The sequence below is a fragment of the Microbacterium sp. 5K110 genome, from assembly GCF_005774735.1.
Classification (GTDB): Bacteria; Actinomycetota; Actinomycetes; order Actinomycetales; family Microbacteriaceae; genus Microbacterium.
The window spans coordinates 1-16759 of the sequence record NZ_VBUM01000037.1 but is presented as its reverse complement, the minus strand read 5'-3'; the positions used below and the strand labels follow the sequence as shown (position 1 = coordinate 16759).

Genomic DNA, 16759 nt, shown 5'->3' with positions numbered 1-16759 from the left:
TCACTCCCCTCCGAACGAGTCCGTGTCTCCCACGAGGCGAGTGTTGTCGGCGGGAACCGGGTCGACGGCGGCCCGCGCCACTTCGGCGGCGAACTCGGACACGTTGTAGAGCTTCCCGGCGTCCTCGCGGCGCGCGGCGATCGCTCCGGGGTTCGCGCGCTCGAGCAGCGTCGCGGTGATGGTGCCCTCGATCATGTCGCCGGAGACGACGGTGAATCCGACACCGCGTTCCTCGAGAGCGGGGATCTTCTCGCGCAGCGCGTCTTCGCCGGCCCGCTTCGAGAGGGCGACCGGCTCGTACTCCGGCATCGTGGGGGTGGTACGGATGAAGTGGGCCTGGTGGCTGGTGACGAACACGACGCGCGAGCCGTCGCGCAGCAGCGGTAGCGCGCTCTCGAGGACGTTGACCTGGGCATCGCGGTTGAGCTTCAGCGCGTAGTCCTCGGCCATACCCGACTCCATGCCGCCGGACGCGTTGAGCACGAGGACGTCGAGCCCGCCGAATGTGCGCTCGACCTCGTCGAACATCGCCTGCACCGACGCCGGGTCGGTGAGGTCGGCGCCGACGACGAGCGCCTCGACCCCGAGCTCGCGCAGCTGCGCGGCGAGCTTCTCGGCGCGGGGGGCCTTGTTGCGGAAGTTGATGACGACGTTCGCGCCGGCCTCGGCGAAGTAGCGGACCGTGTCGGCGCCGATGCCGCGCGACGAACCGGTGACGAGGGCGGTCTTGCCGCTCAGGGAGCCGGACGGGAGGGTCTGGGACACGGGAACTCCTGACGATTCGAGATCGGATGCCGCTCGCCGACGATGGGCGAGGGCGACCTGCCTACCCTACCCAGCCGGGGCCGCGAGGCCCCGGACGCGCGGCCCCGCGGCGATCACGTCGGCGTTCTGCGCGCGTGCTACGTTCGGCCCCGGAGGTCCCGGATGCTCTCGTCGTCGCCCACACGCCACCCGTTCCTCGCCCCCGCGGGGCCCCGGGTTCTCGCCCATCGAGGCCTGGTGACTCCGGATGCCGCCGCGCTGGGCGTCGTCGAGAACTCCTTCGCCGCCGTCGCCGAAGCGCATGCCGCCGGCGTCGGCTACGTCGAATCGGACTGCCACCTCAGCGCCGACGGGACCGTCGTGCTGTTCCACGACGACGACCTGTCCCGAGTGACCGGCGACCCCCGCAAGATCGCCGACGTCCGTCTCGCCGAACTCGAAGATCTCATGGCCGACCGTGGCGGCCTCGTGACACTCGCGCAAGCCCTCGAGTCCTTCCCCGACGTGCGGTGGAACCTCGACGTCAAGGCCGAGGCGGCCGCCGCACCCGTCGGGCGCCTCGTCGCCCCCCACGCCGCGCGCGTCCTGCTCACCAGCTTCTCGGACGACCGTCGACGCGTCGCCCTGGCCGCGGCCCGGACGGCCGGAGCCCCGATCCGACCCGCGACCTCACCCGGCTCGGCGACCGTCGCGCGACTGGTCGCCGCTCACACCCTCGGACTCCGCGGCACGGTCCGGCGCCTGCTCCGCGACCTCGACGCCCTCCAGATCCCCGAACGGCAAGGCCCCGTCCGCGTCGTGACACGCGGGCTGGTGCGCGCCGCGCACGAGGCCGGCGTCGAAGTGCACGTGTGGACCGTGAACGACACCGGCGACATGACGCGGCTCCTCGATCTGGAGGTCGACGGCCTCGTCACCGATCGCGCCGACCTCGCGCTGTCGATCGTGAACGGACGCTGAACAGCCGGTGACCTGAGCATCGTCTGTGAATCTCGCCGCAAGGCGCTCGGTTCGAATAAAGCGCACAGGTGGGGCCGTTATACATGGGGACCGACGAGAGGACCACACAATGGCAGATCGCAGTCTTCGAGGCATCCGACTCGGCGCACAGAGCCTTCAGAGCGAAGACGGGGTCGTTTTCCACGACCGGGCCCAGCACACCTACGCCTGCAGCACCTGCGGACGAGAGACGGTGCTGACCTTCGCCGCCGACGCCGAGGTTCCCCCGGCTTGGGAGTGCCGCACGTGCGGCGCCGAGGCGCTGCTGCGCATCGGCGACGGCACCGCCACCGTCGATCACAGCGACGACAAGGCGCCCCGCACGCACTGGGACATGCTCCTGGAGCGCCGCTCCATCCCCGAGCTCGAGGAGCTCTTGGAGGAGCGCCTGGCCTTCCTGCGCGCCCGACGCGGCGGCGGAGACCAGAAGATCAGCGCTTAAGCGCCGTTCCGCGGATTCAGGCGCCGGTTCCTTCGGGAGCCGGCGTCTTCTTCGCGTTGCGCGACCGGAGGCCGAGGATCAGCCCCGCCGCGGCCAGGGTGGCGATACTCCCCCACCCCACGGCGATCTTCACCGCCGGACCGATCACGACGGCCGGCGTCAGACCCGTGCGCAGTGGCACGTCGGTGAGCATGTGGCCGGCGGTGTCGACCGGCAGTTCATCGACCGTGGAGCCGTCGGGGGCGATGACCTGGCTCGTCCCCACGGTCGAGAGGTTGACCACCGAGCGGCCGGTCTCGATCGCCCGCATACGGGCGAACGCGAGCTGCTGGAGGTTCTCGTCCGTTCCTCGGAAGTCGGCGTTGTTCGTCTGGAACATGAACACCTCGGCGCCCTGCGCGGCGCCGTCCCACACGACGTCGTCGTAGATGACGTCGAAGCAGATCGCCAGTCCGACGCCCACGCCGTTCACGTCGAACACGGGGCTCGCCGTGCCCGGTGTGTACTCGCGTCCGATGAGCCCGATCAGGTCCGGAGCGAACGGCTCCCAGAACGCGCGGTCCGGGACGTACTCGCCGAAGGGCACCGGGTTGCGCTTGTCGTACGTCTGCAGCGGCCCACCCTCGGCCGTCCAGAGGAGGGCGGAGTTGTACAGGCGCGACACTCGCTCGGTCACCGCCGAGACGAGCAGCGGAGCGTCCATGCGGCGGGAGAGCTGGCTGAGCACGTCCGCGGTGGCGGGGTTCTGAGTGGGGTCGGAATCCACGCCACCCTCGGGCCAGAGCAAGACGTCCATCTTCTCGCCGAAGAGCGGGGCGGATGCCGCGAGCTGCGCGTTCAGCACCGCGTTGCGGCTGCGCTGATCGAAGTAACCGGCCGGGCCGTTCCCCTGGACCGCACCCACGCGCATCGATCCGGCATCCGTCGTCGGGAACTGCGGAACGAGCAGGAGGGCGACGAGCACGATCGCGATCGGGACGGCCGCGACGGTCCGGCGCACGCGGGAGAGCCGGACGCCCTCGATCGCCATCGCGCACAGCAGGACGGCCAAGAACGACAGCCCCGACATGCCTACCCACGAGGCGGCCTCGGCGAACGGGCCGTTCACCTGCGAGACGCCGATGCGCCCCCACGGGAACCCGCCGTAGGGCCAGGACCCGACGATCTGCTCCCGCAGCGTCCACAGCCCTGCGACCACGGCGGGCAGTAGAAGCAGCCGTCCCGCGCGCCCCGGGGCGAGGCGCGGCAGCCAGCGGTAGGCCACCGCGATCGGGACGGCGAACACCGCCGTCAGCAGCGCCTCGAGCCCGGACAGCGCGATCCACGGGATGGGGCCGAGATAGCGGGCGGTGAACAGCAGGTTGACCGAGAAGAAGGCGGCCCCGAAGAGGAACCCGACCAGCACCGCGGACCAGACGCGACGTCCGGCCAGAGCCACGAGCGCCATCGCCACCGCCGGAAAGGCCATCGGCCACCAGGCCAGGGCCGGGAACGCCGTGACCAGCAGCAGACCCGCCGCCGTCGACAGCGGAGCGGCGACCGCCAGGGGGACGATCGGTCGCGGCGGGGCGGCTAGGGGCACCCGACCAGCCTAAGCGGCGGAACGCGCGACGATCGCTCCCGGGACGACCGACACCGTCATCAGGCCGAGGTGTAGGCGACGATGCCGCGTCGCACCGAATCCAGCGCCGTGCGGGCCGTCGTGGCGAGCTTCGGCTCGGCGACGAGCGAGATCTGGTCCAGCAGGTCGATCGTCTGCTTGGCCCACCGGACGAAATCGCCCGCGGCCATATCGGCCAGGGTGAGAATGCTGTCCAGCGGAAGGCCGCGTGCCCACCCGTGCATCGCCGGGGCGAGGCCCGAGGCGGGCGACTCCGACCCCGGCAGGCGGTGGTCGCGTTCGAGGTCGTCGAGCTCTTGCCACAGCGTCTGAGTGGCATCCAGCGCCACGCGGAAGGCCCCGCGGGGCAGACCCCTCTCCCCCGGCCCGGCTTCGTCGCGGCGCGGCTCGTAGACGAGGCAGCACGCCAGCGCCGCCAGCGACGGCGCATCGAGGTCTTTCCAGAGCCCCTGGCGCAGAGACTCGGCCACGAGCAGATCGCGCTCCCCGTAGATGCGGCGCATCGTCCGCCCCGCAGGGGTCAGCTCCGTCGAGCCGTCGGCGCCGATCTCGACGTACTCCAGGGCGGCGAGCACATCCACGACGCGGTCGAACACCCGGGCCACGGTGCCGGTGCGCTGGTCGATCTGCTGCCGCGTCTTGTCGGTCGAGCGCTTGAGCTTCCAGTAGCGCTCGGCCCACCGGGCGTGGGCTTCGCGGTCGGGGCACGAGTTGCAGGGATGCCGCTGCATCCGGCGCCGGAGCGTCTGGATCTGTTGCTGCCGCTCATCGCGCAGGCGTCGCGGGGCCGTCGCATCGCGGCGATTGATCTTCTCGAGATCCGAGAGTTCACGACGGATCGTGGAGTACTCGCGAAAATCTCCGCGGTCGCACGTCATCGCGGTGTCGTACCCCGCCAGCGACTCCTCGGCCTCTTTCACCTGGCGAGCGAGCCCCACGACGGAGCGGTCGGCCTGGAACTGCGCGAACGAGGACTCCAGGATCTCGCGCGCGCGGGCACGACCGAACCGGTCGATGAGGTTCACGGCCATGTTGTATGTGGGCCGGAAGCTCGAGTTCAGCGGATACGTGCGGCGCGAGGCCAGCGCCGCGACCGATTGCGGTTCGAGGCCCTCGGTCCACTGCACGACGGCGTGGCCCTCGACGTCGATCCCGCGCCGACCGGCGCGCCCGGTGAGCTGCGTGTACTCGCCCGAGGTGATTGCCACGCGGGCTTCGCCGTTGAACTTCTCGAGCTTCTCGAGCACGACGGTGCGGGCGGGCATGTTGATGCCCAGGGCGAGGGTCTCGGTGGCGAAGACGACCTTGACGAGCTTGCGGCGAAAGAGCTCTTCGACGACCTCTTTGAAGGCCGGGAGCAGCCCGGCATGGTGGGCGGCGAGACCGCGCTCGAGGTTCTCGCGCCATTCCCAGAAGCGCAGGACCGCGAGATCCTCGTCCTTGAGCGCGAACGTCAGCTCGTCGACGACGCGACGGATCTCGGCGCGCTCCTCGGACGAGGTCAGCCGCACGTCGGACCGCCGCAGTTGCTGCACGGCGGCGTCGCAGCCCGCCCGACTGAAGATGAAGAAGATCGCCGGGAGCAGGTGATTGCGCCGCAGCAGGTCGACGACCTGCGGACGGTCGATGCGCTCGATGCGGGGAGCCTGCGCGGCGCGGACCGGGCGCTGCCCTCCTCGCGGCTGACGTCGGCCGCCGGCGTGGCGTGCCGAACGGTACTGCTGCGCCTGGCGATTGTTGTCGTAGGTCGAGGCGTGCCCGCCGCGGATGCGCAGCAACTCCTGGTTCACCTGGGCGGTCGCGACCCCGGCGCGATCGTCGAAGAGAGGCAGCAGGTCTCCCCGTACGAGCACGTGCTGCTCGAGCGGGACGGGCCGCGTCTCGGACACGATCACCTCGGTGTCGCCGCGCACCGTGTCGAGCCAGTCGCCGAACTCCTCGGCGTTGGACACGGTCGCCGACAGCGACACCAGCCGTACCGATCGCGGCAAGTGGATGATGACCTCTTCCCACACGGCACCGCGGAAGCGGTCGGCGAGGTAGTGCACTTCGTCCATCACGACGAACCGCAAGCCGCGCAGGGCCGGAGAGTCGGCGTACAGCATGTTGCGCAGCACTTCGGTCGTCATCACGACGATCCGCGCGGAGGCGTTGATGTTGGTGTCGCCGGTGAGCAGGCCCACCTCGTCGTCGCCGTACACCTCTTGCAGCTCGTGGAACTTCTGGTTCGACAGCGCCTTGATGGGCGTCGTGTAGAACGCCTTGTCGCCCGGCTCGAGCATCGCGAGGTGGATCGCGAACTCGCCCACGATGGTCTTCCCTGCGCCGGTGGGCGCGGCCACGAGCACGCTGCGGCCATCCTCGAGGGCCTGACAGCCGGCGAGCTGGAACGGGTCGAGCTCGAACCGCTGCGACTCCGCGAAGTCGGCGGTCAGGGGATGCTGTGCGCGGGCCGACGCCCGGGCGAAACGGTCGGCTGGGCTCAGTCCACTCACGCGGTCGATCCTGGCAGTCCCGCCGCGACGGCGCGACGGGCCTTGCGTCGGTCGAACAGCATCGATACGCCGGCCGCGGCGACGAACAGGACGATCAGGATGCCGGCGAGCATGAGCATGCTCACCACGTCGGCGGCGGGGGTCGCGAGGGCCGCGAACACCGTGGCGATGATGATGGCGACGCGCCAGCCCTTGAGGATCGCGCGCCCGCTCATGACGCCGGCGACGTTGAGCGCCACGAGGAACACCGGCAGCACGAACGCGACGCCGATGACGATCATGAGCTTGAAGACGAAGTCGTAGTAGTCGGACGCGTTGTAGAAGTTGACGCCGCCTTCGGGCGTGAATCCCCACATCAGCTCGATGACGTGCGGGACGATGAGCATGCCGACCCAGCACCCGATGAAGAACAGCGGAACTGCGGCCGCGACGAAGCCGACCGTGTACCGGATCTCTTTGCGCGTGAGCCCGGGCATGATGAAGGCCCAGATCTGCCAGAGCCACACGGGGGCAGAGAGGAAGATACCGATCGAGAACGCGATCCGCATGCGCAGATCGAACGCGGACGTCACGTTGGCGAAGTTCAGCGCCGAGAAGTCGTCCCCGCGACGTGCCGTGATGACGCGGATGGGCTCAGTGATCCAGTCGATGACCGGGTCGGTGACGATGAAGGCCACCACCATGCCCAGGATCAGTCCCGCGGCGGCGATCATCAGGCGCTTGCGGAGCTCGACCAGGTGAGCGCCGATCGACATGCGCTTGTCTCGCCGCGGTCCTTCCGGCACCTCGATCCGCGGCGGTCCTGCCGTGGTCACGCGCTATGCAGAGGTGTCGTTCGAGGCGCGTCGCTCAGGCGTGACGGACGGGGCGGCATTCGCCTCGGTGGCACGGGGAGCCTCGGGCGCGACAGCTCCGTCGTCGTCGCGCTTCATCTCTTTCATCTCGCTCTTGAAGACGCGAGCCGACTGGCCCACGCTCTTCGCGAGCGCAGGGAGCTTCGCGGCGCCGAACAACAGCAGAATGACCGCGAGAACGATCAGCAGGTGCCATCCGTTGAGATTGCCTAGCATGAGAACTCCTCGTCTCGTTCGGGCGTTGGGGTTCAGTCTAACCCGACCCCGCCAGCGACGGCCGGAGCACGACCGTCGTTCACCCTACGGGCGAGACATCTCCTGCGTACTGCGACAGACCCGCGGCCGCCCACGCGGCGGCCGCGCGCCGGGCGCCCGTGGGCTCGAGCAGTTCCACCTCTCCGCCGCGTCGGGCGGCGAGACGCTTCAGGCTCTGCTCGTCGGCCAAGCGCATCGATGCCACCGCCGCATCGCCCTCCGCCTCGATTGTGGCGCGCTCGAGATAGTCCGACATCAGCGGAGCCACGGCCAGCGGGAAACGGAATCGTGCGACGACCTCGTCGTCCGCGGGGGCGAACAGCTCGGGCACGGGGTCGGCGCCGTGGAGCGCGGGGATGTCCGTGAGCTCGGGGTCGCTCACCCTCTCGAGGTGGAACGTCCGGACGGCCTCGCGAGTGTGGCACCAGCCCTGCAGGTACCACTGACCGCCGGCGATGTGCACCTTGATCGGGTCGACCGTCCGCGTCGTCGGGCCGGCACCGGGTGCGCGGTAGGTGAACGACACCGCAACGTGTCGACGCAGTGCGCGGTCCACGACGTCGCGGACTCCGTCGACCGGCCCCGGAGCGACGATCACCGCCGGCGGCGTCGACGACGCGCCCCGCGCGAGTTTGGCCAGCAGCCCCGACACGAGAGCGCTGTCTCCCACTCCGGGCAGAGTGCGGGTCAACTGCAGACCGGCCAGCAGGGCGGCGGCCTCGCGCGCCGTGAGCCGGGGCGAGCGCTCGAGCCCGACGGTGTTGGTGATCGAGATCACGTCATCGCGGTCGAGCAGGTCCCAGTCGATGTCGAAAAGCTCGTTCGGCAGCTGCCAGTACCCGCTTTCGCCGGGGAGGCCGATGACGGTCAGGCGCTCGACCATCGCCCGCATCTGGTCGGGCGCGACGTCGAAGTCGGCCGCGGCTTCGGCGATCGACACCTCGCCCTTGCCGACGATGTACGGCACGAGCTGCAGCAGCAGTGCCGCGCGGTCGAGGGCCGGCAGAGATCGATCTGAGCTCACGCGGCACCCCCGTGCAGCGCGAGGGTGGCACGGAGGCGCCGGATGACCTCGTCGCGCAGGTCGTCGGGAGCAACCACGCGCACCTCGGGTCCGTACGAGGCGAGTTCATCGGCGAAGACGTGCAGATCGACGTAGGGCACGACGATGCCCTGCGGCGCGGGGTCGGCGCGGCGTGACAGCCGCAGCGCCGCCTCGGTCCCGGGGTGCACCTCGAGCAGCGCACGCTGACGGCGCGCAACGGACTCGAGACCGGCGAGGGCGCGCTCCCCCGCCCCCTCGCGCAGCGCCTCGTCGAAACGCTCGCGCGTCACCGTGACGTCACCGACGATCCGCGAGAGGAGGAACGTGCGCTCGGCATCCATCGTCAGGTCGAAACCGAACACGTGCCATCGCGCCTCGTACTCCAGCAGCGCCAGCGGGCGGATCCGACGCTCGCGCGACCGCGCGTCGCCCGGGCGCAGATAGCGGAACGTGACCACGCGGCACTGCTCGATCGCGCGCTGCAGCGCGGGGAAGGCGGCATCCCGTGCGCGGATGCGGGGCGCGTAGCCGATGATCGGCTCGTCGACCGCGATGCCCAGCGCGCGGATCTTGCGCAGACCGCTCCGGGCGTCCGCCGAGAGCGACTCGCTCCCCCACACGCTGCCGGCGATGTTCAACAGCGCGACCTCGGCGGGGCTGAACGAGATGTCCTCGGGGAGGGAGTATTCCGCGGTCGGCACCCGGTACCGCGCCTCGCGCAGGTCTTCGGGGTCGGCGCGATCGCCGATCGTCTCGATGGGCACGCCGAGACCGCGCAGGTTCTCTTTGTCGCGCTCGAACATCTTCTCGAGCGCATCCTTCGACGCACCCGCTTCGTATTGCTCGCGATAGCCGGCCACCGACGACAGGATCGTGTCCTTCGTCAGGCCCTGCTCAGTCGCCATGAGCGCGACGACGAGGTTGACCAGACGCTCCTCAGGAGCGGGTCGGGACGAGGTGGCGGACACCCGCCCATCCTAGGCGCGGGCCGGACTCAACCGTCGACGCCGATGATGTCGAAGACGTAGACCAGAGCGGTGTCCGCCGGGGCGCGGAACGCCTGCTGATCGGCAGCCGTCTGGTCGGCCGGGACCACGACGAGCACTTGCGAGCCCACCGTCTGGCCCTCGAGGGCCGCGGCGAGCTCTTCGGGCAGCTGCGAGGGTGCGGCAGTGATCGGGGTCTTGCCCCAGGTCGACGCGAACTGCTTCCGGTCGTTCCACGCCACGCCCAGGACGTGGACGCGGGCGGTCGAATCGGCGGTCAACTCGGGTCCGTCGCCCTTCTTCAGCGTCTGCACCGACACGTCCGACGGCGCGTCGCCGTCGGGGATCGTGAGGCCCGGCTGCCCATTGGGCGCGCGGACCACCGTCGGAAGACCGAAGCCCGCCGTGAACTGGTCGGCGCCATCGGCCGCGGGGAGGTACACGCGCTCGACGTCGGCGACGACGACGGCCGAGCCGCCCTCGGGGATCTGCAGGCCCTGGGCCGCCTGCGCGCCGACGGCGTCGTAGGGCAGGGAGACCACGACGCGGGAGCCCTGCGTGGAGCACAGGATCGCGGACGAGAAGTCGGGGAAGGTGGCATCCCAGCCGGACAGCGGCTGCGCGTTGCTGAGGTTGCCGTCGTAGCGCGACCCCACGATGCGCTCACCCGTCACGCCGTTGTACACGGTGAGGTCGAGGAGCACGAGCTGGTCGGGCTGCGTGATGCGCTCACCGTCGCCCGTGACCACGGTCTGCACCGAACGAGCGTCCGGCAGGAACGGCGACCGCACCTGCACCTCGGGCGGCGTCCCAACCTCGCCCGAGACGGTCACGGCCGCGGCCGCGCGCGGGTCGGCGGTGGGCGCCGCACAGGCGGAGCCGTCGGTACCGGCGGATGCCGAGCATCCGACGAGGCCGATTCCGGCCAGAGCGGTCACGGCGACGAGGGCGGGAAGTCTGCGCACCGGATCAGTTTAGGCGGTCGCGTCGGGGGTCTCCGTCGCCCCCGGGTGCTCCCCGCCGCGCTGCCGGACTCCATCCGCGGCCTTCTGCGCCTCGCGCACGCGCTTGCGGAGGTTCTTGTCGGTGATCTCACGGTCGCCGACGGCACCGGGGGTCCACAGCTCCACGTCCTCGTCGCCGTAGCTCGACTTCGACGCGCGGCGCTTGACCTCGGGCGGCACCGCACCGGGCGCGAGGCGCCGGGCCGTGATGAGGAACCCGGTGTGAGCGACCATGCGGTGGTCGGGGCGGACGGCGAGACCCTCGACGTGCCATCCGCGCACCATGGTCTCGGAGGCATCAGGGTCGGTGAACAGGCCCGTCCCGCGGATGTACTCCGCGACGCGGCTGAGCTGCGTCGCCGTCGCCACGTAGCAGAGCACGACGCCGCCGGGCGTCAGCGCGTCCGCGGCGGCGTCGATGCACTCCCACGGCGCGAGCATGTCGAGCACGATGCGGTCGACGGATGCCGGGGCGACGGCATCCGGGAGGTTCTCGACGAGGTCGCCGACGACGACCTCCCACGTGGACGGGAGCTCGCCGTGGAACGTCTCGACGTTGGCGCGGGCGACGTCGGCGAACTCCTCACGGCGCTCGAACGACACGAGCCGGCCGGACGGACCGATCGCCCGCAGGAGCCACATCGACAGGGCACCCGAGCCCACGCCGGCCTCGACGACCGTCGCGCCGGGGAAGATGTCGGCCTGGGCGAGGATCTGCGCGGCATCCTTCGGATAGACGATCGCGGCACCGCGCGGCATCGACATCACGAAGTCGCGCAGCAACGGACGCAGGGCGAGGTAGTCGTGGCCGGAGCTGTTGGTCACGACGCTGCCATCGGGCTGCCCGACGAGCAGTTCGTGCTGGAGGACCCCGTTGTGGGTGTGGAGCTCGCCGTTCTCGCGGAGCGTGATGGTGTGCATCCGCCCCTTCGGACCGGTCAGCTGCACGCGGTCGCCGACCCGGAAGGGTCCGCTCAGGTGCGGGGTCTCGCTCATCGGGTCTCCTGCGGGTTCGTGGCCGTGGTCAGGGCCGGGGCGTGGGCGGTGTGAAGGGCGGCGAGGTCGGCCGCGGTGCGTCCGTCCAGCGTCGGCCACAGGGCGTGCGCCCCGAGTCCGTCGAGCGGCACCATGAGCGGCACCCCGAGCGTGACGGCACCGCTGGCGAGCGCCGAGCGCAGACCGTTCGGGGAGTCCTCGATGGCCACGGCACGGGCGATGTCGATCCCCAGCGCGGCGCTCGCCTGGAGGTACGGGTCGGGGTGGGGCTTCGGGCGCGCGACGTCGTCGCCGGCGACGACGATGTCGAACGCCGGGAAGTCGATGAGGTCGGCGATCGCCAGGGCCATGCGGCGCATCGACATCGTCACGAGGGCGGTCTTGGCACCGGAGCGGCGGAGATCGGCGAGGAGTTCCCGCGCCCCCGGTCGGAACGGCACACCGGTCTCGGCGAGCTGACGGAGCACCTCGTCGGTCAGGTACGCGATGATCTCGTCGACACCCCACGGCACACCGGCGTTCTGCAGGAGCCGCGCCGAGTCCTCGAGGGCGAGGCCCACCATGCCCAGCGCCTGTTCATGCGACCACGTGCCGCCGAAGCGCTCCACGAGCGGGGTCTCGGCGGCCATCCAGAAGGGTTCGGTGTCGACGAGGGTGCCGTCCATGTCCCAGAGGACCAGAGCGGGGGCGGGAGAAGTCATCGTTCCATCGTATCGAGGGCGGCACCGCCCCCGAGCGCTCACCGGGGTGCATGCGCCTATCCTGGAAGCCAGCCCCGCAGGGGCAGAGGAGGTTGCGTGGACGCACTGGGTCGCCGGATCATCGTCGCCGCTTTCGACGGCTGGAACGACGCCGGAGAGGCGGCCTCGGCCGCCACGTCGATGCTGCGCTCGGGGGTCGAGTACGAGGTGGTGCACTCGGTCGACCCCGAGCTGTACTTCGACTACCAGTACACGCGCCCGCAGATCGGGATGGATGCCGAGGGTCGGCGCACGCTCACCTGGCCCGAGGCGACGCTGCTGCGGCCGGCGCAGCGCACCGACGACCCCGAGATCTGGCTGCTGGTCGGGGTCGAACCGGCGCGCGCCTGGCAGGCCTTCGCCGCCGAGTTCATCGACGTCGCGCTGCGCGAGGACGTGACCGGTTTCGTATCGCTCGGCTCGATGATGTCCGACGTGCCGCACACCCGGCCGATCTCGGTGTTCGCCGGAAGCGAGAACGAAGCGATACGTCAGTCGCTTTCGCTCGAGCGCAGCCTGTACGAAGGCCCGGTCGGGATCCTCAGCGCCCTCGGCGACGCATCCGAACGTGCCGGCATCCCGACCGCCAGCCTCTGGGCGAGCGTGCCGCACTACGTCGCGGGGCACACTCCCTCGCCCAAGGCCACGCTCGCTCTGCTCGACCGGCTCCAGACGATCACCGGGATCGAGGTTCCGCGCGGCGAGCTCGCCGCGGAGGCTCTCGCCTGGGAGGCGTCAATCGACGCGGCCGCCGCCGACGACGAGGAGATGCGCGACTACATCCACCAGCTCGAGCAGACGCGCGACACGTGGGACTCGCCCGAGGCGTCCGGCGACGCGATCGCCCAGGAATTCGAGCGGTACCTGCGCCGCGGCGGCGACGGGCCCACCAAGCCCGGACGGGACGACCCGCCCCGCCGCTGAACGGAACGCCCGACGGCGCCGTCCCCGAGGGGGCGGCGCCGTCGTGATTCGTGCGGGCTCAGCCGGCGATGATCGCGGACTCCGCCGGGACGACACCGGTGAGCAGCAGGACGATGACCACGATGCCCAGCACCACGCGGTAGATCACGAACGGCAGGAAGCTGCCCTTCTTGAGGTACTGCATGAGGAACGCGATCACGAGGTACCCGGCGACGAAGGCGATGACGGTCGCGATGCCCGTCTCGCCGAGCGTGTACGGGCCCGTGCCCTCGTCGAAGCTCTTGTACAGCTCGTAGAACCCGCTCGCGAACACCGCAGGCACGGCGAGGAGGAAGGCGTACTCGGCCACCGCCGTGCGGTTGTACCCGAGGGCGCGACCGAGGGTGGTCGTTGCGCCGGAGCGTGAGACGCCCGGCACGAGGGCCAGCGCCTGAGCGAACCCGTAGGCGAGGCCGTGCGGGTACGTGAGGTCGTCGAGGTCGCGGCGCCGCTTGCCGTAGTGGTCCGCCAGGCCGAGCAGGATGCCGAACACGATCAGCACGACCGCGGTGATCCACAGGCTCCGGAAGTTGTCGCGGATCAGGCTCTGAAGCAGGAACCCGAGCACGGCGATGGGAATGGTGCCGATGATGATCAGCCACCCCATGCGGGCGTCGGGGTCGTTGCGCGGAACCTTGCCGGTCAGCGAGCGGAACCAGCGGGAGATGACGCGGCCGATCTTCTTGCGGAAGTAGATCAGCACCGCCAGTTCCGTGCCGATCTGGGTGATCGCGGTGAACGTCGCACCCGGGTCGGTCTGTGACGGCAGGAATTCGCCCACGATGCGCAAGTGAGCGCTGGAGGAGATGGGGAGGAACTCGGTCAGGCCCTGGACGAGCCCGAGGATGATGACCTCGAAGATGTGCATGGAGTCCTTCAGTACGTCCGGATGAGGTCGGCGAGGACTCGACGACCGAACTCGAGCGCGTCGACGGGAACGCGCTCATCGACACCGTGAAACATCCCGGTGAAGTCGAGATCGGACGGGAGTCGCAACGGCGCGAACCCGTAACCGGAGATGCCCAGGGCGGCGAGGGCCTTGTTATCGGTGCCGCCGCCCATGAGGTACGGGATCACCGGGACGCCCGGATCGTGCCGCCCCAGCTGGGACACCATGGCATCCACGAGGTCACCCGAGAACGGAACCTCGAGACCGATGTCGCCGTGGACGACCTCCACCTCGACGTCGGGCCCGACGATGCGCCGGATATCGGCGAGTGCCGCCTCTTCCGTTCCGGGAAGCACCCGCACGTCGATGAGCGCCTCGGCACGGTCCGGGATGACGTTGTGCTTGTAGCCGGCGGTCAACCCCGTCGGGTTGGTCGTGGTGCGCAGCGTCGATCGCAGGAAACCGGATGCCGCCCCCGCGCGCAACGCGAGGGCGTCGGGGTCACGGTCGTCGGCGCCGGTCATCTCGGCCAGGCCCGCGAGCAGTTGCGTCGTCGTGTCGGTGAGCGTGATCGGCCAGTCGGTGCGGCCGAGCGCGGCGACGGCTTCCGCCACGGCGGTGACGGCGTTGTCGGGGTGCAGCGCACTCCCGTGACCAGCGCGACCGCGGGCGACGAGCTTGATCCACAGAAGCGCCTTCTCACCGACCTGCAGCAGGTAGGCGCGACGGTCGTCGACCGTGATCGAGTAGCCTCCGACCTCGCTGATGGCCTCGGTCGCCCCGGCGAACCACTCGGGGCGATCGCGGATGACCAGCGCCGAGCCCTCGACCCCGCCATTCTCCTCGTCGGCGAAGAACGTCACGACGATGTCGCGCTCAGGCTGCTCCCCCGCCCGCAGCACATCGGCGACGGCCGTGAGGATCATGGCATCCATGTCCTTCATGTCGACCGCACCGCGGCCCCACAGGATGCCGTCGCGGATCTCGCCCGCGAAGGGGTCGACGCTCCAGTCCTCGGCGACGGCGGGCACCACGTCGAGGTGCCCATGCAAGACGAGCGCGGGCTTCTCGGGGTTGCGCCCGGGAACGCGCGCGCACACGTTCGTGCGGCGCTCGACCGGCTCGTAGTACTCGGTCGCCAGCCCCAGTCCTTCGAGGTACGCCCCGACGTACTCCGCGGCCTCGCGCTCGCCGCGAGACCGACCCCCACCGAAGTTCGTGGTGTCGAAACGGATGAGGTCGGCGGCCACGCGGGCGACCTCGGGCGGGTCGGCATCGTGCTCGGACATGCGCACTACGGTACCCGGGCCGGGCCCCCTCCCCCGCCCACGCGCGACCGGGACGCGCCCGGGAGCGACCTCGGTTCGAGGCGGGGCGCCCGGCGTGGTAGTGTCGTTCTTCGTTGCGAAAGCAGCGAACACCCAGATGCGCGGGTGGCGGAATAGGTAGACGCGCTAGCTTGAGGTGCTAGTGCCCGTATAGGGCGTGGGGGTTCAAGTCCCCCCTCGCGCACAGAATGAAGGCCCCGGATTCGTCCGGGGCCTTTTTCGTTGCCGCCGCACGACCTGTGACACCGGCGAAACGCTCACGTGACATCGCGCGCTTAGCGTCGAGTCATCTCGCAAGAACGGATGCCACATGTACCGGTTCGACGTTCCCACTATCGATATCTCCCCCTGGGTCGGCCCCGGGCCCGACCACGCACGTGCGGCCGTCGTCGCCGCCGTCGACCACGCCTGCCGCACCGTCGGGTTCATGCAGATCGTGGGTCATGGCATCCCGAACGTCGTCGTCGACGACCTCGAAGCCGGGATCGATGAGTTCTTCGCGCTGCCGCTGGAGGTCAAGAAGCAGTACGTGCGTCCGGCGGGTGAGAACCGCGGATACACCCCGCCCAAGAGCGAATCGCTGAGCTACAGCCTCGGCGTCGACCCGGTGACGCGCATGAACGACTTCTTCGAGGCGTTCAACGTCGGGACGTCGTGGCGGGAGTATCCCGGGACCGCGGCGACCGCCGCCGACTACGCCGAGAACACGTGGCCGGATGCCGTTCCTCCTTTCCGCTCCGCGGTCGAGGAGTACTATGTCGAGGCTCGGCGGGTCGCCCGCACCCTGACGCAGATCTTCGCCGCCGCCCTGCGCGTGCCCGAGGACTTCTTCGACGCCCTCACCGACCACTCCATCGACGTCTTGCGGATGAACAACTACGCCCTGCCACCGGGCTCGATCGAGCTCGGTGCCGAACTGACGGGCATGGGCGAGCACACCGACTTCGGCCTGGTCACCGTGCTGTGGGCCGATCAGGTGGCCGGGCTCCAGGTACTGGGGCTGGACGGATCGTGGAACGACGTCATGCCCGCGGACGGGGCGCTGCTGGTGAACATCGGCGACGTCGCCGCGCGTCTGACCAACGACAAGTGGCTCTCGACGCTGCACCGCGTCAAGCCACCCGTGATCGACGGGACGATCGAGCGGCGCCGGTCGGCGGCGTTCTTCCACGACGGGAACGCGGATGCCGTCGTCGACGTGCTCCCCCACTTCGTGACGCGCGAAGCGCCGGCACTGTACGAGCCGGTCACCGTCGCGCAGCACATCGCCGCGAAGCTCGCCGGATCGCGCGCCGGCCGCAAGAACCTCACGGCCGTGCGCGAGGCGGCCCGGGTGACGGCGAGCCACGGCTAGCCAGCCGGGGGCGGGTTGGGGCC

16 protein-coding genes and 1 tRNA gene are annotated in these 16759 nt (G+C 70.2%); 5 read left to right on the top strand and 12 right to left on the bottom strand.

What is annotated here, in order from left to right:
* Nucleotides 1–765 carry an SDR family oxidoreductase gene (locus FE256_RS10010; protein WP_138175223.1) on the bottom strand — a complete coding sequence of 255 codons (765 nt, stop codon included), beginning with the start codon at nucleotides 763–765 and terminating at the stop codon, nucleotides 1–3.
* Between the two features lie 162 nt (nucleotides 766–927).
* Here FE256_RS10010 and FE256_RS10005 point away from each other — a divergent pair, with 162 nt between their 5' ends.
* Together FE256_RS10005 and FE256_RS10000 are read left to right on the top strand one after the other, a co-directional pair.
* The gene (locus FE256_RS10005) at nucleotides 928–1725 is read left to right on the top strand and encodes a glycerophosphodiester phosphodiesterase family protein (protein ID WP_138175221.1); all 798 of its coding nucleotides are present in this window, start codon (nucleotides 928–930) and stop codon (nucleotides 1723–1725) included.
* Between the two features lie 109 nt (nucleotides 1726–1834).
* Nucleotides 1835–2206: an RNA polymerase-binding protein RbpA gene (locus FE256_RS10000; protein ID WP_138175219.1), complete on the top strand. Its 372-nt coding sequence runs from the start codon at nucleotides 1835–1837 to the stop codon at nucleotides 2204–2206.
* Between the two features lie 16 nt (nucleotides 2207–2222).
* Here the strand turns inward: FE256_RS10000 and lnt are convergent, their stop codons facing one another.
* From lnt to FE256_RS09955, 9 genes are all read right to left on the bottom strand, one after another.
* Nucleotides 2223–3788, bottom strand: coding sequence for an apolipoprotein N-acyltransferase (gene lnt, locus FE256_RS09995; RefSeq protein ID WP_138175217.1), 1566 nt, complete (start codon nucleotides 3786–3788; stop codon nucleotides 2223–2225).
* A 59-nt stretch (nucleotides 3789–3847) separates the two neighbouring features.
* Complete coding sequence (locus FE256_RS09990; protein ID WP_138175216.1) at nucleotides 3848–6322, bottom strand: DEAD/DEAH box helicase; 2475 nt, start codon at nucleotides 6320–6322, stop codon at nucleotides 3848–3850.
* Nucleotides 6319–7077 carry a twin-arginine translocase subunit TatC gene (tatC, locus tag FE256_RS09985; protein WP_138175252.1) on the bottom strand — a complete coding sequence of 253 codons (759 nt, stop codon included), beginning with the start codon at nucleotides 7075–7077 and terminating at the stop codon, nucleotides 6319–6321. The genes FE256_RS09990 and tatC overlap by 4 nt, the downstream gene beginning before the upstream one ends.
* 63 nt (nucleotides 7078–7140) lie before the next feature.
* The gene (gene tatA / locus FE256_RS09980) at nucleotides 7141–7392 is read right to left on the bottom strand and encodes a Sec-independent protein translocase subunit TatA (RefSeq protein WP_138175215.1); all 252 of its coding nucleotides are present in this window, start codon (nucleotides 7390–7392) and stop codon (nucleotides 7141–7143) included.
* Between the two features lie 79 nt (nucleotides 7393–7471).
* Nucleotides 7472–8455 (bottom strand): helix-turn-helix transcriptional regulator, encoded by a 984-nt coding sequence (locus FE256_RS09975; protein ID WP_138175213.1) that lies wholly within the window; start codon nucleotides 8453–8455, stop codon nucleotides 7472–7474.
* Nucleotides 8452–9444, bottom strand: coding sequence for a helix-turn-helix transcriptional regulator (locus tag FE256_RS09970; protein WP_138175211.1), 993 nt, complete (start codon nucleotides 9442–9444; stop codon nucleotides 8452–8454). Before FE256_RS09970 ends, FE256_RS09975 begins: the two co-directional genes overlap by 4 nt.
* 26 nt (nucleotides 9445–9470) lie before the next feature.
* On the bottom strand, nucleotides 9471–10427 hold the full coding sequence (locus FE256_RS09965; protein WP_138175209.1) for an FKBP-type peptidyl-prolyl cis-trans isomerase: 957 nt from the start codon (nucleotides 10425–10427) through the stop codon (nucleotides 9471–9473).
* Nucleotides 10428–10436: 9 nt separating this feature from the next.
* Nucleotides 10437–11462: a tRNA (adenine-N1)-methyltransferase gene (locus tag FE256_RS09960; protein WP_138175207.1), complete on the bottom strand. Its 1026-nt coding sequence runs from the start codon at nucleotides 11460–11462 to the stop codon at nucleotides 10437–10439.
* The gene (locus tag FE256_RS09955; RefSeq protein WP_138175205.1) at nucleotides 11459–12163 is read right to left on the bottom strand and encodes an HAD family hydrolase; all 705 of its coding nucleotides are present in this window, start codon (nucleotides 12161–12163) and stop codon (nucleotides 11459–11461) included. The genes FE256_RS09960 and FE256_RS09955 overlap by 4 nt, the downstream gene beginning before the upstream one ends.
* A 96-nt stretch (nucleotides 12164–12259) precedes the next feature.
* Between FE256_RS09955 and FE256_RS09950 the strand changes: the two genes are divergently transcribed.
* A complete protein-coding gene (locus FE256_RS09950) occupies nucleotides 12260–13126 on the top strand; it encodes a PAC2 family protein (protein WP_138175203.1) in 867 nt (288 codons plus the stop codon).
* Between the two features lie 58 nt (nucleotides 13127–13184).
* Here the strand turns inward: FE256_RS09950 and FE256_RS09945 are convergent, their stop codons facing one another.
* Nucleotides 13185–14033 (bottom strand): undecaprenyl-diphosphate phosphatase, encoded by an 849-nt coding sequence (locus tag FE256_RS09945; RefSeq protein WP_138175201.1) that lies wholly within the window; start codon nucleotides 14031–14033, stop codon nucleotides 13185–13187.
* An 8-nt stretch (nucleotides 14034–14041) separates the two neighbouring features.
* Nucleotides 14042–15343: a M20/M25/M40 family metallo-hydrolase gene (locus FE256_RS09940; RefSeq protein ID WP_138175199.1), complete on the bottom strand. Its 1302-nt coding sequence runs from the start codon at nucleotides 15341–15343 to the stop codon at nucleotides 14042–14044.
* 138 nt (nucleotides 15344–15481) lie between these two features.
* Between FE256_RS09940 and FE256_RS09935 the strand changes: the two genes are divergently transcribed.
* Together FE256_RS09935 and FE256_RS09930 are read left to right on the top strand one after the other, a co-directional pair.
* Nucleotides 15482–15566: transfer RNA gene (locus FE256_RS09935), tRNA-Leu, on the top strand.
* Nucleotides 15567–15692: 126 nt separating this feature from the next.
* On the top strand, nucleotides 15693–16736 hold the full coding sequence (locus tag FE256_RS09930; protein ID WP_138175197.1) for an isopenicillin N synthase family dioxygenase: 1044 nt from the start codon (nucleotides 15693–15695) through the stop codon (nucleotides 16734–16736).
* Nucleotides 16737–16759: the final 23 nt, after the last annotated feature.

What these genes read in the sequence shown, in the direction of transcription:
- tatC (WP_138175252.1), bottom strand. Translation starts at nt 7,077, where the DNA reads ATGTCGATCGGCGCTCACCTGGTCGAGCTCCGCAAGCGCCTGATGATC.
- FE256_RS09960 (WP_138175207.1), bottom strand. Translation starts at nt 11,462, where the DNA reads ATGAGCGAGACCCCGCACCTGAGCGGACCCTTCCGGGTCGGCGACCGC.
- FE256_RS09945 (WP_138175201.1), bottom strand. Translation starts at nt 14,033, where the DNA reads ATGCACATCTTCGAGGTCATCATCCTCGGGCTCGTCCAGGGCCTGACC.
- FE256_RS10000 (WP_138175219.1), top strand. Translation starts at nt 1,835, where the DNA reads ATGGCAGATCGCAGTCTTCGAGGCATCCGACTCGGCGCACAGAGCCTT.
- FE256_RS10005 (WP_138175221.1), top strand. Translation starts at nt 928, where the DNA reads ATGCTCTCGTCGTCGCCCACACGCCACCCGTTCCTCGCCCCCGCGGGG.
- tatA (WP_138175215.1), bottom strand. Translation starts at nt 7,392, where the DNA reads ATGCTAGGCAATCTCAACGGATGGCACCTGCTGATCGTTCTCGCGGTC.
- FE256_RS09955 (WP_138175205.1), bottom strand. Translation starts at nt 12,163, where the DNA reads ATGACTTCTCCCGCCCCCGCTCTGGTCCTCTGGGACATGGACGGCACC.
- FE256_RS09940 (WP_138175199.1), bottom strand. Translation starts at nt 15,343, where the DNA reads ATGTCCGAGCACGATGCCGACCCGCCCGAGGTCGCCCGCGTGGCCGCC.
- FE256_RS09930 (WP_138175197.1), top strand. Translation starts at nt 15,693, where the DNA reads ATGTACCGGTTCGACGTTCCCACTATCGATATCTCCCCCTGGGTCGGC.